Raw genomic sequence first — 21,526 nt, forward strand, 5'->3', positions numbered from 1 at the left:
TGTAGGGGAGCTTGTAATGATATATAAAAAAGATAAAGTAATGAAAGTTTTAGAATCATCATATAGGGAAAATGAAAAAGGGATTACAGCTAACCAATTATCAGAAAAGACAGGAATTGCAAGAAACAATATAAGTACATATTTAAACCAATTATTCAATGAGGGTATGGTTACGAAGATAAAAGGAAGACCTGTGTATTATATCCCTGCAAATCTTAACCTTAACAAGAATGAATTGCTTGATACACAAAGTGAGTTGCTTGGCATAAAAAAAGGAACAAAAGTAGAAAACAAAATAAAAAAAGATAGTTTTGAAACACTAATAGGTAAAGAACATAGTTTAAGACCTATAATAGAAAAATGCAAGGTCGCAATGCTCTATCCTACAAATGGACTTCATACTATTATCTATGGAGAAACAGGAGTAGGAAAGAGTATGATTGCTAGATATATGTACGATTATTCTATAGATAGTGGAATTAGAAAAAATAAAGCTCCTTTTGTAACATTTAATTGTGCTGATTATGCTAATAATGCACAATTACTTATGGGACATATTTTTGGGGTAGAACAAGGAGCTTATACAGGTGCAGAATCTTCCAGAAAAGGTCTTTTGGAAATTGCAAATGGAGGGATACTATTTTTAGATGAAATTCATAGACTACCAGCAGAAGGTCAAGAAATGTTGTTTACTTTTATAGATAAGGGAACATTTAAAAGACTAGGAGATGCAACGAAAGAAAGAGAGTCTAAGGTATTAATAATATGTGCTACTACAGAAAATCCGACATCAACACTATTAGATACATTCAATAGAAGAATACCAATGAAAATAGAAATACCATCATTGAGAGATAGGACAATGATTGAAAGAATGGAATTAGTCAAAAATTTTTTCAAGGAAGAATCAAAAAGTATTTCTATTTCAATAAAAGTACATAAAGAAATAATTAAATCACTATTACTTTATGATTGTAAAAATAATGTAGGTCAACTTCAAAATGATATAAAATTAGCTGTTGCAAATGGATACCTAAGATATAAAAGAGATAATAAAGAACCAGTTTATATAGAGAAAAAATATTTTGATAAATCTATAAATGAAGTGAGTGATGATTATAGAGAGAAGTCTATTAAAGCAGATGAAGTTATAACACATGGAATAGAATATTTTGTATTTACGTCATTAGGAGAAGAAGAAGTTATTAACTACAATGATATAAATATTATTAATGCAGTAAATACTAATCTTAATAAATCTGTAGAAATGAATATAGCAGATGCTTCTCTATTTAATAATGTTAAGTTTAAAAGCATGTGTGAATCAATAAGACAAATTATTAAAGAAGATGAAGAAATAGATATAAGTGAATCAATATTTAAGTCAATGGCAATTTATATAAAAAGTGTATTGGATAAAAGTAGCTCTACAAACAACATAGATTTGAATCAAATTAGAAGAAATAACAGAAGTGAATTTAAAACAGCATTAAAAATAGTTGGAATAATTGAAAATGAATTTGATTTATTTTTATCTATAGAAACTGTAGCATATATTACATTATTCATAGTACAAGCTAAACAAGATGAACAAAATAAAATAGTGAATAACATTAATATTATAGTTGCTATGCATGGAGAAACTACAGCAAGTAGTATGGTAAAAGCAGTTGGTGATATTATTGGAAAGTGCAGTGCTATTTCTTTCGATATGAAGTTAGATAAAAGCTATGATGAAGTAATTGTAGATTTTAAAAATTTAATTAATAATATAGACAATAAAGATGTATTACTATTTACAGATATGGGTTCATTAAACTCTTTTGATGAAATTATAAAGAAAGAAAAAAAGTGTGGAGTAAGAGTAATTCCTATGGTGACGACATTAACTGTGTTAGAAGCAGTTCAGAAGGCCAATATGGGATTACCTTTAAATGACGTATACAACTCTATCACTAACACGAGAAAGTACTATTTTGGAACTAATGAAATTCAAAATAAAGAAAATCTGTCTAAAACAATTATTATAGCATCACATGTTTCAGAAGGTGTAGATAATAAAACAAGAAAAATATTAGAAGAAAAGATGAGTAGGTACTTAGATGGAATAGATATTATATCTGTCCCATATAAAACAGAAAAAGATTTAAGTTTAAATATTACGAAACTTAAAGAAAGTAGTAATATTGTTGCAGTAATCAATGAACAAAGAATTAATATTAGAGGAATTGACTATATTAGCAAAAAAGATATAGATAAGGATGAAAATATCAATAAATTAAAAAATATTATAAAGATAAGTATAGGTTATGATGATGTAGTTGAAGGTTTAAAGACATCCTTAAAAAGCTCTAATTATAATAGGATATTTAAAGATATAAAATATGTGTCTGATGAATTGTTTTTAGTATTTAATATAGAAAAGAAATACGATAAAGTAATTGGACTTATGATGCATTTAGCTTTCATGGTAGATGGGTTGATTGGAAATACTAGAGAAATTGAAAAGCTTGATAAAGAAAAAACACTTGATTATCACAAGAGCCTAAGCAAAATAAAAGATATAGTATCTCAATTAGATAAAAAATATAATATAGAAATTAATGAAAAAGAGTGCTATCAAATATTATTAATATTAGAATATGCAGAAATAATCGAAAAAGATTACCAATGAGTATAAAAACTTATTTGGTAATTTTTTTTAGTCTAAAATAATATTAATATTAGACACATATAAATATACTTAGACAAAGTATCTAAGTTTTGATGATAAAAATGATTGAAATAACAGTGTTTTAAAGTGTCTAAAAAAACTGGCATAATACTTGCTTATATTATTAAATGAGTAATATAAATAATTAAAATTTAAATAAAAAGGAGTAAATAATATGCAAGATAAAATATTAAGAGATAAAAAGGCAAATGACCCATGGGCAAGAATGACTACAAGAAACGGATTTAGTGCAGACGAAATAATATCGTCATTTCAAAAAGCTATAAGAAGAAATATGGTGGAAGAAGCTTGTGAATTTGCTTATGAACTATATATATCATCACCAGAATTAGAAGATAAGCTATGGAGAAGGATACTTACAATATCAGTTGAAGATATAGGAATGGGGGACCCATCAGCTGTAATAATCATAAATAATTTAAATCAAGTAAGAAAGGAATATTCATATGCAGATGGAGACAGACCTTTATTTTTCATACATGCAATAAGATATCTTTGTGCATGTGAGAAAGATAGATCAAGTGATTTATTAAAAAATATAATTATAAAAGGATTTGCAATGGGTAAAGTTCCAGAAGTTATGGACGTGGCACTTGACAAGCATACATATAGAGGATTAGAAATGGGAAGGGATTCATTCCACTTTTTAAATGAAGCTAGTATAGTAATACCAGAAAAAGAAGTAGATAATGATTATAAAGAAAGATACTTAAAAATATTAGAAAAATATAAGCAAGAAGAAGTTATAGATACGGCTTTCAAGTTTAATCATTGGCAGTACTAAGAATTAGAGTAAATATTACTAAGAATTAAAATAAAATAATAAGAATTAAAGTAAAAACTGATAGGAATTAGAGTAAGAATTGGCTGATAAAAAATTAGAAAACAAAAGAGGTTAGATATTGTAGGAGGGTAATTATGAATATTTTATTAGTATGTGCAAATGGAGCTTCAACAGGTGTACTTGTGGAAAAGATGAAAAGTTTTTGTAGTGAGCATGAAAAGTTAAAAACTAAAACTATAAATATAGAGGCAACATCATTTGAAAATTTAAAATCATACATTGAAGCTAATGATACAGATGTAGTACTTGTAGCACCACAAATTAGGTTTAAGGAAGATGATGTAGTTGAAGCTTGTAAGAATTACAAAATAGCAGTTGGTTTAATAGATACTAAGCATTATGGTCGTATGGATGCTCCTTCTGTTATGAAGTCGGCAATCGAATTATATAAAAATAGATAATTGGGGGGAATAAAAATGGAAGCACTTCAAAATAATTTAAGAAGATTTCTTCTTCCAATAGCACAAAAGATTGAAAAACAAAGGCATCTTCAAGCTATAAAAGAAGGTATGATAAGTATTACCCCAATAATAATTGTTGGTTCTTTAAGTATGTTATTTATGGCATTAAACAATATGTTACCTGAAGGAAGTGCAAAAACATTATTATCTGAAAATATGGATACATTACTTATCCCTAATAAATTTACTATGAGTTTATTATCTATATATTCAGCATTTTTTATAGCTCAGGCACTAGCTAAAAAATATAATCTTAATCATGTAGAAATAGGTATGACAGCAGTTGTTGCACAACTTGTTGTATGTGGACAAGTAGTAGATGGTGTATTAGATACAAGTTATTTAGATGCACAAGGTTTATTTGTAAGTATATTAGTAGCACTTTTAGTAGTTGATATTACTAAGTTTATGAATGATAAAAATCTCGTAATTAGATTTCCAAAAGAAGTACCTAGTGTAGTAAATAAAAGTTTTAGAAACTTAACTCCAATGATAGTATGTATAATGTTATTTACAGCAATAGCAGCAATAACTAAAAATGTCTCAGGTCAACCACTACCAGCTATTATAATGAATTTCTTAGCACCAGCTATAAGCAGTGTAGATAATGTTTTTGCAGTAACTATAATACTATTTATAACTCAATTATTATGGTTCTTTGGGCTTCATGGAGCAGCAATAACTTCAAGTATATGGATGCCAATAGCAGCTACATATATGGCAGAAAATGCAACACTGATAGCAGCAGGAGGAGACCCAAAATATGTGTTTACAATAGGATTTTACTATGGTTTCTTGCAAGTAACTGGTTCAGGGATAACTTTGGGATTAGTGTACCTTATGTCAAGAAGTAAGTGTAAAAGTTTTAATAGTATGGGAAAAGTTGTGATTTTACCATCACTATTTGGAATAAATGAGCCAGTAATATTTGGAACACCAATAGTTATGAACCCATATATGTTTGTACCATTTGTATTTGGACCTGTATTGGTTGGAGCACTTAATTTTATGGCATTAAAAGTAGGATTACCTATTGCAGAACCACCAGGTTTTTTACCTCCAGGGGTTGCAGCATTTTTGATGACATTAGATTGGAAGGCAATCGTATTAGTATTTGCAAGTATAATACTTATGACCTTGATATATTATCCATTCTTTAAGATAATGGAGAAGGAAGAATTAAATAAAAATGCAGAATTAGCTACAACATTAGATGATGATAGCTTTGATTTTTAACAAGTCATTAGAAGGAGAAGGATATGGTACCTGAAATGGAAGAAAAAGTATTTAGTATAATATCAGAAGCAGGAGATGCTAAAAGTGATGTAATGATGTCTCTTAAGGAAATAAAAAAAGGTGACTACAATAAAGCAAAACACCTTTTAAATTCAGCCTCAGAGAAAATACAAACAGCATCAAAGTATCATTTAGAATTACTATCAAATGCTATGAATAGTGAAGATAGTGGGACTGATTTTTTAGTTGTGCACTCTGAAGACCATTATTCAAATGCATTATTTGCTCATTCTTTAGTATCTGAACTTGTAGATATATTTGAGATGATGGACCCAAGAATTAATAAGAATTAAATTTCTTGTAAATAGTGCTTGAAGTTTGGCTATAGTTTATTAAATTAATAGATTTAATAAATGAACTCCCTTTTACTTTAAAGTACTAGTATTTATAAATATATTTATAAATACAGTAAATTTTTAAATAGAAAAGGAGATATTATTATGGAAAAATTTTCAGTAGTAATAGCTGGAGGAGGAAGTACATATACCCCAGAAATCATATTAATGTTGCTAGATAACTTAGATAGGTTACCATTAAGAGCAATCAAATTATATGATAATGATGAAGAAAGACAAAATAAGGTAGCTAAAGCTTGTGAAATACTAATAAAGGAAAAGGACCCTAATATAGAGTATTTAGCAACAACATGCCCTAAAGAGGCTTATACAGATGTAGATTTTTGTTTAGCTCATATAAGAGTTGGAAAACTTGAAATGAGAGAACTAGATGAAAAGATACCTCTAAAACATGGGGTAGTTGGTCAAGAAACTTGTGGACCAGGTGGAATAGCTTATGGAATGAGGTCTATAGAAGGTGTTCTTGAAAACATAGATTATATGGAAAAGTATTCTCCAAATTGTTGGATGTTAAATTATTCTAATCCAGCATCAATAATAGCGGAAGCTGTTAGAAGGTTGAGACCTAATTCTAGGGTAATAAATATTTGTGATATGCCAATAGGTATGGAACATAATATAGCAAGGATTGCAGGACTCAAATCTCGTAAACATATGGATATAAGATACTTTGGATTAAATCACTTTGGTTGGTATACTTCAATTAAAGATAAAAAAGGAAATGAACTTTTACCAAAATTAGTAGAACATATAAAAGAATATGGTTTTATAAATGGTGAAGAAGGAATGAAAAATGACAAGAAAGATAGTTGGTTTGAAACTAATTTATTTACTAAAGAAATAGTAAAAACAGATTTAACTACAATACCAAGTAGTTACTTAAAGTACTATCTATTTCCAGATTATGTTGTAAATCATTCTGATGTAAATTATACTCGTGCCAATGAAGTTATTGATGGAAGAGAAAAAGAAGTTTTTGGTTCATGTGCATTGATAGAAAAGCAAGGACATTCTAAGGGCAGTGGGCTTAAGATAGGAATACATGCAGAGTTTATAGTGGATTTAGCTACAGCTCTAGCTTTTAATACACAGGAACGTATGTTATTGATAGTTCAAAATAATGGAGCTATAGAAAATATACAAGATGATGCTATGGTTGAAATTCCATGTATAGTTGGAAAAGACGGGTATGAACCATTATCAATAGGGAAAATACCAACATTCCAAAAAGGTTTAATAGAACAACAATTAGCAGTTGAAAAATTAGTAGTTGATGCTTGGATTGAGAAGTCTTATAATAAATTGTGGCAAGCACTTATGCTATCTAAGACAGTTCCTAGTGCAACAGTTGCAAAAGAATTACTAGATGATTTAATAGAAGCAAATAAAAATTATTGGCCAAAACTTAATTAAGAATAATATATTTTTAAAGTTCCTACAGTTTAGTACATAGCCTAGTTAATGTATTTGTAGGGACTTTATTTATTTACAAATGAGATACAAGTGGCAAACATAGTGTATTTTGCAGTTAGGAAAGTAGGTTTAGTTACTTGTTAGTTGGATTAAATTTAGGTACAATAATTTACTATCAATCAATAGAAATAACCAGAGAAGTTGCATAATAAAAAATTTACACTTTTAACAGGATTTATGTAGGTGTTTATAGAAATAAATAAATATGTACATAAATACATAATTATTTTTAAGTCTAAAATACAAGAATGGAGAGATGGCTATGAAGTGGAGAGATTATGCTGATGATGTAAATTTATTTGAGGATTTTGATAAAACTATCAAGCCTCTAACTGACGAACAAAGAAGAAAAAATATAAACACTTTAATTGCATATTTTTCAAAAGAAGTTCCTTCTAAAATATACAATTTATCAAATGATGAAATTAAGCCTAGAGATATACTTAGAGGACTTTTGAATGTATATCCACCAAAAGAAATTGCTCCAGAGATACTTAATATGTTACATAATTTATTGTTGATTGAATGTGAAGAAAGAGAGTTAGTAGATGTAAATGATATAGAAGAAGTAGAGGAAGGGATTGCCATATGGAGAGGTAATATAACGAATTTAAGAGCAGATGCAATAGTAAATGCTGCAAATAACAAGTTATTAGGGTGTTTACAACCATTACATCTATGCGTGGATAATGAGATACATTCATGCGCAGGTCCTAGACTTAGAGAAGATTGTGACAAAATAATAAAAAAACAAGGGCATTTAGAATATACTGGAGATGCTAAGATAACTAGAGGTTATTGTTTACCTGCAAAATTTGTAGTACATACTGTTGGACCTATTGTATCTGGTGGTCAGCCAAGTAAAGAGCAAGAAAAGCAACTGCTTCATTGTTATAAATCATGTTTAAATACAATAAAAGAAATTGATGAAATAAAAAATATTGTTTTTTGTGGAATTTCTACAGGTGTATTTGGTTATCCAAAAAAAGAGGCAGCTAATCTTGCTGTAAGTAGAGTTAGACTATGGCTAAAAGAAAATCCTGAAAAAAATTTAAAAGTTGTATTTAATGTGTTTACTGAAGAAGAAGAAGAGAAATATAGAAGAATATTTAAATAATATTATGTAACAGAATCCTAAAAATACTTATTATATAATACAAATTCATTGTATAAGATAATAATTTACAAGTAGTAAAAATTAATAAAATATAATTTGTATTTTTAATAAATAAGTAGGTATAATAGAAATTATAAGAATAGTATAATCAATTATGCTATTACTTAGAAAATATAATATAGGAAAATTGTATGGTAAATAAATATGAAAAATAGTTTTAAAAATTGTATTAGTTTAAGAAATAAATTTATAATTATATCAATTGTGTTTCTATTAATCCTATTAATTGTATCTTATATATTTGGCAAATTAGTGTATAATAGTTCAGTTGGTTTAGAGCAGTTAATAAAAAACGAAGATATAGTAAAAATATTTTCTGAGAGAAAAGATAAACCACTGGAGAAATTAAAAAACTACAAGACATCTGAATTAATGATACAAAGTTCTAATAATTACAAGCTTGAAAGTCTTTTTATAACTTCAAATATAAAGACAAGAGATACTATGATACTTGTTCATGGAATTGGAAGTAGTTACTATGAAATGTTAAAGGTAGCATATAGATATTTAGATAAAGGTTATAATGTATTAGTTTATAATCAAAGAAATACTGGTAATAGTGGTGGAGATAATTACACATTTGGTCTTTATGAAAGGTATGATTTAGATAGTCTAGTTAAATTTGTAAAAAATAAATTTCCTGAAGGAAGATTAGGAGTGCATGGATTTTCCATGGGGGCAGGGACAGCTGCTATGCATTCAGAGATAAATTCAAAAGATGATAAGGTCGATTTTTATATACTGGATTCTCCTTATTCTGAAATGAAAGATGCAATTAGAATGGGAGTACTAGAAAAACGAATACCAGATATATTAATCAATTATGTGGTGACTTGTGGAGATTTATATAATAAGTTTAAATCTGGATTTTGGTACAGTGATGTAAAACCATATGAGTCAGTTGAGAAATCTAATGTACCCATACTGTTTATACATGGAACAAAAGATACTGTTTGTAATTATCAAAATAGCAAGAAAATGTATGATTTAGTTAAACATGATAAAAAAGACCTATGGCTTATAGAAGGTATTGGTCATGTTGATGGATTTGAACATGATAGTACAGTATACTTCAATAAAATATTTAAATTTATAGATAGTAATGTTTTAAGTGATAAAAGTTAATTGAATATTAGTAGCTTATTTATTTTTGTATTTATTAAAAGATAGATAGGCTATTTTTATGTTTAAATATAAGTTTTGTTTAGTAATGTGAATTAATTTCTAGTAAAAATGAAAATAACTACCAATTAAATTCATTTATACCTCAAATAAAAGAGTTAGTATTAGATTACAATCAAATCTAAAGAAAAGAGAGGTAGTATATATGAAAAACAAAAATAATAAAGATAAAAACATGTTGAATATTAAAGTATTGAGAGTTCTAGGAGTGCTATTAATACTTTTTGATTATACGGGTGATACTTTGAATTTTTATAATTTCTTCGCAAAGCCATTAGTATCGGGTAATTTATATAAGACAACAGGTACTGACTGCATTGTATTTTTATTATTTATTGTAGAGTGTGTATACCTAGTGGGAAGATATATATTAAAAGTTAAGATAAATTGGAGTGAGATTATTGAAAATGAGAAAGGTAATTTTATAAATAACTTGTTGGTTGAAAAAATACAAGAAGAAAGCAACATTGTATATAATTTATTAAACTCATATGTGTTGCCACATATATATAAGAAAGCAAGGGGATTGATGTTTAAAACATATCATATGTTAATCTACATTAAAGAAAAATACTATTATGTAAATATATATTAATATAATATGATTGCACAATTAATTATATTATATTTTGTATTGGATGATAAAATGAAAGACATAAATTTTTTGAGACACTAAAATCGCAATTTATTTCGTGTTTAAGTTATAAATTTTGTGAAAAATTATAAATCTTATAAAATAGATTGCGATTTTAATCTTAAACTTTTGCTATAGTTTTTCCAGTATCAGTTAAATCATATCCGCCAAGACCTTGAAGTTCAGCTTTAAACTCAGGAGAGTTTATTATGTTAATTATAGTTTGGTAAACTGGATTTTGTAAGTCTTCTTTTTTAATAACTAAATCATAGCGCTCTTTGTGAAGAGGAATAAAGTCGATATTATTTACTTGTAAAGCAGCTTTTTCATTTCCCAAACCAACATCTGCTATTCCACGAGAAACAGTACTTGCAACTCCAAGATGTGATAATTCTTCATTATCATAACCTTTTATATGTTTACCATTAAAGTTTAGAAGTCTAAGTTTACCATCTAGTAAAACCCTAGTTCCAGAACCTTTTTCCCTATTTACAATGGTTATACTTGGTTTTGTTAAATCCTCCCAGGTTGTTATCTCTTTAGGATTTCCTTTAGCAACATAGAAACCTTGCATTCTATAAGCTAGATTTATAAGTACACATGGTATTCCTGGCAATAGCTTTTTAACAAAAGTGCTATTATATTCATCCGTTTCGAAATCCCATAGATGGGATGATGCTATAGAAACTCTGCCATTATATAACTCATACAAAGCATTATAACTACCTATATAAGAGCGAAATGTACTTATTCCATCCAATTTTTTTTCAACAGACCTAGCTAAAATGTCTAATATTACATCTTGACCAGAAATAATAATTTTGAAATTATTATTTATATCTATATTTTTATTGTTGAAATGTGTATCCTTTACTTTACCAGTTTTTTGGCTGTTGATATATTCTTCAACATCTTTAGTATCAACTCTTATTTTTTTCCCTACTTTATAAGAAGGAAGTTCACCTCTTTTGATTAATTCATATACAGTATTTTTTGTTATCTTTAATAATTCAGCTACCTCGACAGGTGTCAAAGATGATAATGAGTCCATAATCCACCTCCATATAAGGTTATTTTAACATTAAAAAAAGGAAAATGTAGCAAAATATTTAAAAGTAGTGTAAATAAATTACTTGAAAATTTATTATCATGTATATATAATTAAACTATATATAACAAAACATGATAAAACATAATAAAACATGTTAAAATGTGTATCAAATTTACAAAAAGGGAGATTGTTATGAAAAAAATATTGGGAATATTAGGATTAGTTGCATGTTTAACTTTGGGGACAGTTGGGTGCAATAGTAATGAAGACAAAAAAGATGATGGAAAACAAGAAAAAACAACTAAAAGTAGTGATTCAGTAGAGTTAAATATATCGGCTGCTGCAAGTTTAAAAGAAGCAATGGCAAAGATTGAAGAAGAATATAAAAAAGTTGATTCAAATGTAAAACTTACAGTTAACTATGGAGCATCAGGCTCATTACAACAACAAATAGAACAAGGAGCACCTTGTGATTTATTTATTTCAGCAGGTCAAAAACAAATGAAAGCTTTGGATGAAGAGAAGTTATTAGTTTCTGATACTATGAAAGATTTAGTAAAAAATGATTTAGTTCTTATTTCTTCTGCTGACAGTAGTGTATCAGGTATGAAAGATTTGACTACAGATAAAGTGAAGAAAATTGCTGTTGGTGAAGCTGAAAGTGTTCCAGCTGGTAAGTATGCAGATGAGGTGTTAACTAATTTAAATTTAAAAGATAAGTTAAAAGATAAGCTAGTATTTGCAAAAGATGTAAAAGAAGTTTTAGCATGGGTGCAATCAGGAAATGCTGATGTTGGATTCGTTTACTTCAGTGATACTGTCAATAATGATAAGATAAAAGTAGTTGAAAAAACAGACGAAAAAACTCATTCGCCTATTACATATCCAGTTTCAGTAATTAAAGCTAGTAAAAACGTAGATGCTGCTAAGAAATTTGAAGAATTTTTATTAAGTGAGTCAGGACAAAAGATTTTTGAAGAATTTGGATATAAAAAAGTAGAATAAACTTAGAAATAAATTATGTGTAATTAAGTATAAATTATATATAAATAAATGAAAATTGAAAATAATTGTGTATTATAATAAAATGGAAATAGTGAAATTAATAGAGTTATTAGTTTCACTATTTCCATTTAAAATTAAGGAGGGAAAGATGGGAACAGATTGGTCACCCTTATGGATATCACTTAAGACATCTATTTTGTCAACAATAATAACTTTTGTAATAGGAATATTTGTGTCATATATTATGGCTAACTATAGAGGTAAGTGGAAGGGTCTTATAGATGGACTATTTACACTTCCACTAATTTTGCCACCAACAGTTGTAGGTTTCTTTTTATTATTACTATGTGGGAAGAATGGATTTATAGGAAAGTTTTTATTAAATTTCGATAGGACTTTAATATTTAGTTGGACAGCAACTGTAATTTCAGCAGTAGTGGTGTCTTTTCCTATGATGTATAGAACTTCAAGGTCAGCTTTTGAACAGATTGATAATAATATGTTGTCAGCTGCTAGAACATTAGGTCTTAATGAATGGAAAGTATTTTTTAAGATTGCAGTTCCATTAGCATGGCCTGGAATAATTGGTGGATTGGTGCTGTCGTTTGCCAGAGCTCTTGGAGAATTTGGTGCTACACTTATGATAGCTGGAAATATACCTGGAAAAACTCAAACTATGCCAATAGCTATATTTTTTGCTGTTGAAGGCGGAGATATGAATAAAGCTATGATGTGGGTTATGATTATTGTAGCAATATCTATAGCAATGATTTTATTACTAAATTATTGGTCGGAATTTCAGCAGAAAATTATAGGAAAGAGGTGTGGATAGTTGAGCTTATACGTGGATATTGAAAAAGATTTATCCTCTTTTAAACTAAAGGTAGAAATTAAACAAGAAAAAGGTACTCTGGGGTTTTTGGGAGAATCTGGTTCTGGAAAAAGTATGACATTAAAATGTATAGCAGGGCTTGAGAAACCAACAAGAGGTAAAATTGTATTAAATGATAGAGTTCTATTTGATTCTGAAAAGAAGATAAATTTATCAACACAAGATAGAAAGGTAGGATTTTTATTTCAAAACTATGCTTTGTTTCCACATATGACTGTAAGTCAAAATATAGAACTTGGGCTTTTAAAACTAAGTAAGAGTGAAAAAAAGGAAATAGTAGCAAGGTACTTAGATATACTTAAATTAAATGGGTTTGAGGGGAGATACCCTTGGCAATTATCTGGTGGTCAACAACAAAGGGTAGCACTAGCTAGAGCATTGGCAACATCTCCAGATATATTACTTTTAGATGAACCTTTCTCAGCATTGGACCATCATTTAAGAAGTAATATGGAAAAAGAACTTATGAATATGTTAAAAGATTACAAGGGAGATATACTATTTGTTACTCATGATATTGAAGAAGCTTACCGAGTTTGTGATGATATTATAGTGTACAACAAAGGAGAAGGTCTTCCAAAGAGACCTAAAAAAGAGCTCTTTGAATCTCCAAAGTACCTTATAGAAGCTAAGATAACAGGGTGTAAAAATATATCCAAATTAAATAGACTGGATAAAAATACTATTTATGCTACAGACTGGGGATGCGAGTTGACATTAAATAGAGAAATAGGTGATAATATAGAATATGTGGGAATCAGGGAGCATCATATTAAGGTCTTGGATTCTAATGAAGATTTAAATGAAAAGTTATGTTTCGAATTGATTAACATTGTAGAAAATCCTTTTACATATACTATATATGTTAGAAAAACTGATTTATCTAACGAATGTGTACCTATTCAAATAGAATTGGAAAAAAGTAAAATGAGATTTAAGAAAGGTGACAGAATATATTTAAATTTTCCACAGGAATATTTATTTTGCTTTAGATACAATTATAACAAAAAGGAGTAAACTATATGACTGAAAAAGAAAAAATGTTGTCTGGGAAAGGATACTATGCAAATGATGAATTGTTAGTAAAAGAAAGAGAGTATTGTAAAAAATTAACTAGATTGTTTAATAATACTTTAGAGGATGAATATGAAAAAAGAGAAGATATTTTAAGACAACTATTTGGTTCAGTTGGCAAGCAAATAAATGTAGAACAAAACATTAGGTGTGATTATGGATATAACATACATGTAGGCGAAAATTTCTTTGCAAATTATGATTGTATTTTTTTAGATGTATGTAAAATTGAAATAGGTGACAATGTAATGTTAGCTCCAAACGTTCAAATCTATACAGCCTATCATCCAATTGATGCACAACTTAGAAATTCAGGCATAGAGTATGGTTCTCCTGTAAAAATAGGTGATAATGTATGGATAGGTGGGGGAGTAATCATAACACCAGGAATTACTATAGGTGATAATGTAGTAATAGGTGCAGGAAGTGTAGTCACAAAAGATATACCACCAAATACTGTAGCTGTTGGAAATCCATGTAGAGTAATAAAGAAAATAGAAGAATAAATATGATTGTATAAAGTTTATACAAGTAAAATTTATACAAACAAATTAAGAGCATTTAAATATAATCTTTAAATAGATAATACATTAAAATAAAAATATATGCCTGTTTCTATAAATTAATTTATAGAAACAGGCATATTAATCGTATATAGAAAATATCTTTCTATTCTTGTTTAGTCTTTACATAAGAAATATTTTCATTAGAAGGTTTTTCCATACCTAAAGCTTTTAATATATCTTCATTAACAATGATATCTGTATCATCTGATGTAGCCACAGGCATATCAGATACTGATTCACCATTTAAAATTTTAACTGCCATTTCACCTGTTTTGTAACCTAGTTTTTCGTAGTTGATACCTTGACAAGCAAGAGCACCTTTTTCAACTGGCCCAGATTCAGCTGCTATAACAGGTATTTTATTCTCAGTAGCTATTTTAGAGACTATAGGCATAGAAGAAGCCACTAAGTTATCTGTAGGAACATATAATACGTCTATTTTGCCAACTAAACTAGAAATACCTTGGTTAACTTCATTTGAAGTAGTTATACCTTTTTCAACAACTTTAAATCCATTTTTAGATGCATATTCTTTTAAAGCATCAACTTGGACTTTGGAATTTACTTCACTAGTATTGTACATAACTCCTATAGTTTTTGCCTTAGGAGCAAATATTTTAAGAAGTTCTAAACCTTTGTCTACAGAAACAAAATCTGATGTTCCAGATACATTTGTGCCTGGCTTTTCAAGAGTTTTAACTAATCCAGCAGCAACAGGGTCACTCACAGCAGTAATAAGTATAGGTATATCTTTAGTAGCATTAAATGCTGCCTGAGCTGATGGAGTAGATATAGCAAATATTAAGTCCTTCTTATCAGATGCAAATTTACTCGCAATACTTTGTGTAGTAGGCATGTCATTTTGAGCATTTTGGAAGTCTATATCAATATTTTCTCCATCTTTAAATCCGTTCTTTTCTAATGCTTTTACAAAACCTGTTCTAGTGGCATCTAATGCTGGATGTTCAACCAGTTGAGTTATACCAATTTTTTTAACTTCTTTACCTTTAGAATTACTTTCTTGTTTTGAATTACCAGAGTCTCCTCCTTGTGAACACCCTGTAAGCATAGATATACTAAGAGCACCAGCTAAAATCAAACTTGCCAATCTTTTTTTATTAATCATTTTTATATCCCCCTCAAAAATTTATTATTATATATGTTCATATATTCATATGAATTATTACAAAGTAACCATAATTATTGTAATTTTAACTTTATTTTAAAGCCGAGTTTAATACAATAGATATATTATTTTAAACTGCATATTCAAATTTTTCTAAGATTTCTTCAACTGTTAATTGTTCTTTTTCTTTACCTTTTACATCTAATACAACTTCACCCTTATGAAGCATTATCAATCTATCACCATAATGAAGAGCGTGTTTTAAGTTGTGAGTAACCATAAGTGTAGTTATATTTTTTTCTCTTACGATTTTATCTGTTAACTCTATTACTTCATTTGATGTTTTTGGGTCAAGTGCTGCTGTATGTTCATCAAGTAATAAAACTGATGGATTTGTTAAGCACGACATAATTAGTGATAATGATTGTCTTTGACCTCCTGATAAAAATTTTACTTGAACATCAAGGTATTTTTTTAAATCAAGAGATACACCTTCCAATAAATTTTCTAAGAAATCTCTTTTGTAACGAAGACATTTTCTTAGATTTAATAGTTTTCCTTTGTTAAGAGCTAAAGACAAGTTTTCTCTAACAGTCATAGAAGGGCAAGTTCCAAGACTTGGGTCTTGAAAAACTCTACTTACTATTTGAGTTCTTCTGTGTTCAGCTAAATTAGACAAGTTATGTTTATTTAATAATACTTGACCAGAAGATTCTTTTATAAGCCCGGATATTATATTTAATAAAGTAGATTTACCAGTTCCATTACTACCTATGATACTTACAAATTCACCATCTTCTATATCGATTGATAAATTTTCAAAGATAGTATTAGGTTCACCATATGGATTAGGGAAACTCTTTGAAAGATTTTTAATTTGTAACATCTACAACACCTCTTTTTTCTGATTTATTTTTGGTACTAGCTTTGCATTTGTTTTTTTTTAGTGAAATATTTAAGTTACCAGTAGCTAGGAAAGCTATTATAACTATGGCAGTTATTAGTTTTAAGTCAGTTGATAACATTCCTAAACTCATTGCAAAGTATATAGTGAATTGGTATATAAAAGAGCCAACAATTATTGCAGTAGTATCTTTGATAAAAGTAAATTTCTTAAATAGTGTAATACCAATTATGATAGAGGCAATTCCAAGAACTAAAGTTCCTATACCCATATTTACATCTGAGAATCCCAAGAACTGAGCCATAAGACTACCAGATAAAGCTATAAGTCCATTTGAAATCATAAGTCCTAGTATTTTTATAGAACCTATATTTATACCTAGGGATTTAATCATTTGAGAGTTATCACCAACACCTTTTAAAGTGTATCCAAGACCTGTTTTTAGGAATAAATCTAAAAGGACTTTACAGATGAATACAAAAGCTAAGGCTAAAACTATAGGAGATATTTCCCCATTGAATAAGTGTTTAAAGCTAAATAGAGGAATATTTGATTTTCCCATTATTCTTAAATTGATAGAGTATAGCATTCCCATAACTAAAATACCAGAAAGTAAATTAGATATCTTAAACTTAATGTGAAGAATCCCTGTAACAAGACCAGCAGTACAACCACATAAGATAGCCATTAAAGTTGCTACTACAGGAGAAATACCATTAGTAAGAGAAAATGCTACAATAGAAGCACCCATTGTGTAGCTACCATCAGCAGACATATCTGGAAAATCTAAGATTTTGTAAGTTATATAAACCCCCAGTGCCATAATCGATAAAATTAAACTTTGCGTCATTACAGATATAATACCTGACATAAATAAAACACTCCTTTGAAAATATTTTTATAATTTTAATTATTTGCTAATTTTGTGTATAAAAAAACCACATAGTGTACAAAACTATGTGGTAAAAACACGAATAAGCCACATAGTTTAATCTATGTGGCTCTTATATAGTTAAATGAAAACTTTATAAACAATATAGCCAACATAGATACAATCCCAAAATTTTAGTAGTCTTAAGGGGTCTGTATCTATGTTAAAACGTAGGTACAAACCCTAAAAATAGTGGCTATAATAATAATAATATTTTCTATTGTTTAATAAAGTATTCATAATTATCTCTCCCTTTTAATATTTTAATTAGTCAGAAAATTATATGTATTCTCGACTTGTTATAAATTATAAATTATACAATAATAAAAGTCAACTGCTAAATTTAATTAAAATACTAAATAATGTATACTCAGAATACTTTTAAATTAATGTATTGTTTGCAAAAAAACGTTATCCTAAGTTATAAGTGAATGTGGAAATTTTATCAAAATATTTACTAAATATGGAATAACTAGACATGTATATCAATCAAATATCATAAAAAAAAGCTGTCTGGAGAATATTAAAATTCTTTTGGACAGCTCAAGTAGTGATTAGAAAGTTATATAACTTTCATAATCAGTCGTCAATATAGACGACTTTTATGGAAAATGAATAACTTTATATGCAATATTCAAATTGCTACAATAAGCACAATTTTCAAAGGGTTAGGGTGGATAAGAGTACTTATTATATAAAGTTTTCATATTACCTACTTCATATTACCTATTTTTTGAAATTAATAGGTTTTATTTTGCAGATTTTGCATTTTCATCTGACTTTATATACTTTATATTATCTGCTGATAACTTTTGCATGTCAAGTGCTTTTAGTGTATCTTCGTTAATTATTATTTCAGTTTCATCTAATGTAGTAACTGGTATATCGCCAACAGATTTTCCTTCTAATACTTCAATAGCAAGTTCTCCAGCCTTATAACCTAGTTTTTCATAATCTATTCCACAACAAGCTAAAGCACCAGAAGATACAGAACCTTCTTCAGAGGCTATTATAGGAATCTTGTTTTCATTAGCAACTTTAGAAACTATTGGCATAGAAGAAACTATTAAATTGTCAGTAGGGACATATAAAACATCTATTTTGCCAACTAAACTAGAAATAGCTTGGTTAACTTCACTTGAAGAGCTGATTCCTTTTTCAAATACTTCATAATTATTTTTCTTAGCATAATCATGTAGAGAATCAACTTGGATTTTTGAATTAACTTCACTAGTATTGTATATAACCCCTATTTTCTTTGCTTTTGGAGTCAATGTTTTAACCAATTCTAATGTTTTATCAATTGAAAGATAATCAGATGTACCAGAAACATTTCCACCTGGTTTTTCAAGAGATTTAACAAGTCCAGCTTCTACAGGGTCTGTAACAGCAGTCATTATTATCGGAATATCTTTAGTAGAATTATAAGCTGCTTGTGCAGATGGAGTAGATATAGCATATATCAAATCTTTTTTGTCGGATACAAACTTACTAGCAATACTTTGTGTAGTAGGCATATCATTTTGTGCATTTTGGAAATCTATTTTTATATTATCTCCATCTTTATAGCCTTTATCTTCGAGTGCTTTGATGAATCCTTTCTTTGCTTTATCCAGAGATGGATGTTCCACTAATTGACTAATACCTATATTTTTTTGTTTTTTGCTATCTGTTTCTTTATTTTCATTTGAAGCATTGGAGCCATCATTTTGAGAACATCCAGTAAGCATTGATACACCAAGTACTCCTGCTATAATTAAACTTAATATTTTTTTACTTTTTATCATTTTATTTTCCTCCCTTAAAATTTATTAATTATATTTGTTCATATATTCATATGATAGATTATAAATATTTCTGATTAAAACTAAGATTTTAATTTCTTATACTGCATATTCAAATTTTTCTAAGATTTCTTCAACTGTTAAATCTTCTTTTTCTTTATCTTTTACATCTAATACAACTTCACCCTTATGAAGCATTATCAACCTATCTCCATATTGAAGAGCGTGTTTCAAGTTGTGAGTAACCATAAGTGTAGTTATATTTTTTTCTCTTACGATTTTATCTGTTAACTCTATTACTTCATTTGATGTTTTTGGGTCAAGTGCTGCTGTATGTTCGTCTAGTAATAAGACCTTAGGACTTGCTAAGCTAGACATAATTAGTGATAGTGATTGTCTTTGACCTCCTGAAAGATATTGTACTTTAATATCTAAATATTTTTTTAAATCCAAAGAAATTCCTTCAAGTAAGTGTTCCAAGTCATTCGTTTTATGACGAAGACATTTTTTTAAGTTCAATAATTTCCCTTTATTAAGTGCTAGAGATAAATTTTCTCTAACCGTCATAGAAGGACAAGTTCCAAGGCTTGGGTCTTGAAAAACTCTACTTACTATTTGAGTTCTTTTATACTCAGCTAAATTTGTTATAGTAGTACTATCTAAAGTAATTTGACCAGAAGATTCTTTTATAAGCCCAGATATTATATTTAATAAAGTAGATTTACCAGTTCCATTACTACCTATGATACTTACAAATTCACCATCTTCTATATCGATTGATAAATTTTCAAAGATAGTATTAGGTTCACCATATGGATTAGGGAAACTCTTTGAAAGATTTTTAATTTGTAACATCTACAACACCTCTTTTTTCTGATTTATTTTTGGTACTAGCTTTGTATTTGTTTTTTTTTAGTGAAATATTTAAGTTACCAGTAGCTAGGAAAGCTATTATAACTATGGCAGTTATTAGTTTTAAGTCAGTTGATAACATTCCTAAACTCATTGCAAAGTATATAGTGAATTGGTATATAAAAGAGCCAACAATTATTGCAGTAGTATCTTTGATAAAAGTAAATTTCTTAAATAGTGTAATACCAATTATGATAGAGGCAATTCCAAGAACTAAAGTTCCTATACCCATATTTACATCTGAGAATCCCAAGAACTGAGCCATAAGACTACCAGATAAAGCTATAAGTCCATTTGAAATCATAAGTCCTAGTATTTTTATAGAACCTATATTTATACCTAGGGATTTAATCATTTGAGAGTTATCACCAACACCTTTTAAAGTGTATCCAAGACCTGTTTTTAGGAATAAATCTAAAAGGACTTTACAGATGAATACAAAAGCTAAGGCTAAAACTATAGGAGATATTTCCCCATTGAATAAGTGTTTAAAGCTAAATAGAGGAATATTTGATTTTCCCATTATTCTTAAATTGATAGAGTATAGCATTCCCATAACTAAAATACCAGAAAGTAAATTAGATATCTTAAACTTAATGTGAAGAATCCCTGTAACAAGACCAGCAGTACAACCACATAAGATAGCCATTAAAGTTGCTACTACAGGAGAAATACCATTAGTAAGAGAAAATGCTACAATAGAAGCACCCATTGTGTAGCTACCATCAGCAGACATATCTGGAAAATCTAAGATTTTGTAAGTTATATAAACCCCCAGTGCCATAATCGATAAAATTAAACTTTGCGTCATTACAGATATAATACCTGACATAAATAAAACACCCCTTTGAAAATATTTTAAATGGTTTTTTAAATTTGGTTTTAAAAAATGATTTTGATATAAAAAAACCACACAGTATATATAACTGTATGGCAAAAATTCGAATAAGCCACACAGTATAATCCATGTGGCTCTATATTATGATGATAAAATAAAAACTTTAACAACAATTACTATAGCCAACATAGATACAATCCTTAAAAATCATAATCCTAAGGGGCTTGTATCTATGTTATGACAATTTGTCTTAACTTAGGTACAAACCCTAACTAAATTGGCTACT

At 28.4% G+C, this 21,526-nt stretch carries 20 protein-coding genes; 13 read left to right on the forward strand and 7 right to left on the reverse strand.

Annotated features, from left to right (window positions below):
• Positions 1-16 precede the first annotated feature (16 nt).
• From CDIF1296T_RS05170 to CDIF1296T_RS05210, 9 genes are all read left to right on the forward strand, one after another.
• Positions 17-2,674, forward strand: a complete 2,658-nt coding sequence (locus CDIF1296T_RS05170; RefSeq protein ID WP_009895886.1) for a sigma 54-interacting transcriptional regulator — start codon at positions 17-19, stop codon at positions 2,672-2,674.
• Positions 2,675-2,888: 214 nt separating this feature from the next.
• Positions 2,889-3,518, forward strand: coding sequence for a hypothetical protein (locus tag CDIF1296T_RS05175; protein WP_004453592.1), 630 nt, complete (start codon positions 2,889-2,891; stop codon positions 3,516-3,518).
• Between the two features lie 134 nt (positions 3,519-3,652).
• The gene (locus tag CDIF1296T_RS05180; protein ID WP_004453591.1) at positions 3,653-3,979 is read left to right on the forward strand and encodes a PTS sugar transporter subunit IIB; all 327 of its coding nucleotides are present in this window, start codon (positions 3,653-3,655) and stop codon (positions 3,977-3,979) included.
• 15 nt (positions 3,980-3,994) lie between these two features.
• Entirely contained in the window at positions 3,995-5,275 is a 1,281-nt protein-coding gene (locus CDIF1296T_RS05185) for a PTS sugar transporter subunit IIC (protein WP_018112774.1), read from the forward strand.
• Positions 5,276-5,298: 23 nt separating this feature from the next.
• On the forward strand, positions 5,299-5,628 hold the full coding sequence (locus tag CDIF1296T_RS05190; protein WP_009895893.1) for a PTS lactose/cellobiose transporter subunit IIA: 330 nt from the start codon (positions 5,299-5,301) through the stop codon (positions 5,626-5,628).
• Between the two features lie 147 nt (positions 5,629-5,775).
• Positions 5,776-7,104 carry a 6-phospho-alpha-glucosidase gene (locus CDIF1296T_RS05195; protein ID WP_004454201.1) on the forward strand — a complete coding sequence of 443 codons (1,329 nt, stop codon included), beginning with the start codon at positions 5,776-5,778 and terminating at the stop codon, positions 7,102-7,104.
• A 322-nt stretch (positions 7,105-7,426) separates the two neighbouring features.
• Positions 7,427-8,281, forward strand: coding sequence for a protein-ADP-ribose hydrolase (locus CDIF1296T_RS05200; RefSeq protein WP_009888678.1), 855 nt, complete (start codon positions 7,427-7,429; stop codon positions 8,279-8,281).
• A 204-nt stretch (positions 8,282-8,485) separates the two neighbouring features.
• Positions 8,486-9,466, forward strand: coding sequence for an alpha/beta hydrolase (locus tag CDIF1296T_RS05205; RefSeq protein WP_004454199.1), 981 nt, complete (start codon positions 8,486-8,488; stop codon positions 9,464-9,466).
• A 202-nt stretch (positions 9,467-9,668) separates the two neighbouring features.
• A complete protein-coding gene (locus tag CDIF1296T_RS05210; protein WP_009895896.1) occupies positions 9,669-10,118 on the forward strand; it encodes a hypothetical protein in 450 nt (149 codons plus the stop codon).
• A gap of 160 nt (positions 10,119-10,278) precedes the next feature.
• Here CDIF1296T_RS05210 and CDIF1296T_RS05215 read toward each other — a convergent pair whose 3' ends face one another.
• Complete coding sequence (locus CDIF1296T_RS05215) at positions 10,279-11,208, reverse strand: helix-turn-helix transcriptional regulator (RefSeq protein WP_004454197.1); 930 nt, start codon at positions 11,206-11,208, stop codon at positions 10,279-10,281.
• A gap of 192 nt (positions 11,209-11,400) precedes the next feature.
• Between CDIF1296T_RS05215 and modA the strand changes: the two genes are divergently transcribed.
• The 4 genes from modA (at position 11,401) to CDIF1296T_RS05235 (ending at position 14,685) form a co-directional block, all read left to right on the forward strand.
• The gene (gene modA, locus CDIF1296T_RS05220) at positions 11,401-12,213 is read left to right on the forward strand and encodes a molybdate ABC transporter substrate-binding protein (protein WP_009895904.1); all 813 of its coding nucleotides are present in this window, start codon (positions 11,401-11,403) and stop codon (positions 12,211-12,213) included.
• Between the two features lie 148 nt (positions 12,214-12,361).
• On the forward strand, positions 12,362-13,045 hold the full coding sequence (gene modB, locus CDIF1296T_RS05225) for a molybdate ABC transporter permease subunit (RefSeq protein ID WP_009888685.1): 684 nt from the start codon (positions 12,362-12,364) through the stop codon (positions 13,043-13,045).
• On the forward strand, positions 13,046-14,122 hold the full coding sequence (locus tag CDIF1296T_RS05230; protein ID WP_009895906.1) for a sulfate/molybdate ABC transporter ATP-binding protein: 1,077 nt from the start codon (positions 13,046-13,048) through the stop codon (positions 14,120-14,122).
• 5 nt (positions 14,123-14,127) lie between these two features.
• Entirely contained in the window at positions 14,128-14,685 is a 558-nt protein-coding gene (locus CDIF1296T_RS05235; protein ID WP_009888695.1) for a sugar O-acetyltransferase, read from the forward strand.
• A 163-nt stretch (positions 14,686-14,848) separates the two neighbouring features.
• Here CDIF1296T_RS05235 and CDIF1296T_RS05240 read toward each other — a convergent pair whose 3' ends face one another.
• The 6 genes from CDIF1296T_RS05240 to CDIF1296T_RS05265 all read right to left on the reverse strand — a co-directional run bounded on the left by CDIF1296T_RS05240 (position 14,849) and on the right by CDIF1296T_RS05265 (position 21,234).
• On the reverse strand, positions 14,849-15,871 hold the full coding sequence (locus CDIF1296T_RS05240; protein WP_003437194.1) for a CD0873 family tyrosine ABC transporter substrate-binding lipoprotein: 1,023 nt from the start codon (positions 15,869-15,871) through the stop codon (positions 14,849-14,851).
• A 130-nt stretch (positions 15,872-16,001) separates the two neighbouring features.
• On the reverse strand, positions 16,002-16,757 hold the full coding sequence (locus CDIF1296T_RS05245) for an ABC transporter ATP-binding protein (RefSeq protein WP_009902203.1): 756 nt from the start codon (positions 16,755-16,757) through the stop codon (positions 16,002-16,004).
• The gene (locus CDIF1296T_RS05250; protein WP_009902204.1) at positions 16,744-17,646 is read right to left on the reverse strand and encodes an ABC transporter permease; all 903 of its coding nucleotides are present in this window, start codon (positions 17,644-17,646) and stop codon (positions 16,744-16,746) included. The genes CDIF1296T_RS05245 and CDIF1296T_RS05250 overlap by 14 nt, the downstream gene beginning before the upstream one ends.
• Positions 17,647-18,455: 809 nt before the next feature.
• Positions 18,456-19,493 (reverse strand): ABC transporter substrate-binding protein, encoded by a 1,038-nt coding sequence (locus tag CDIF1296T_RS05255; protein WP_009895910.1) that lies wholly within the window; start codon positions 19,491-19,493, stop codon positions 18,456-18,458.
• A gap of 96 nt (positions 19,494-19,589) precedes the next feature.
• Positions 19,590-20,345, reverse strand: coding sequence for an ABC transporter ATP-binding protein (locus CDIF1296T_RS05260; RefSeq protein ID WP_009895911.1), 756 nt, complete (start codon positions 20,343-20,345; stop codon positions 19,590-19,592).
• Positions 20,332-21,234 (reverse strand): ABC transporter permease, encoded by a 903-nt coding sequence (locus CDIF1296T_RS05265; RefSeq protein WP_021360009.1) that lies wholly within the window; start codon positions 21,232-21,234, stop codon positions 20,332-20,334. The genes CDIF1296T_RS05260 and CDIF1296T_RS05265 overlap by 14 nt, the downstream gene beginning before the upstream one ends.
• Between the last annotated feature and the right edge of the window lie 292 nt (positions 21,235-21,526).

This window comes from Clostridioides difficile ATCC 9689 = DSM 1296 (genome assembly GCF_001077535.1).
In the GTDB taxonomy this organism is placed as follows: domain Bacteria; phylum Bacillota; class Clostridia; order Peptostreptococcales; family Peptostreptococcaceae; genus Clostridioides; species Clostridioides difficile.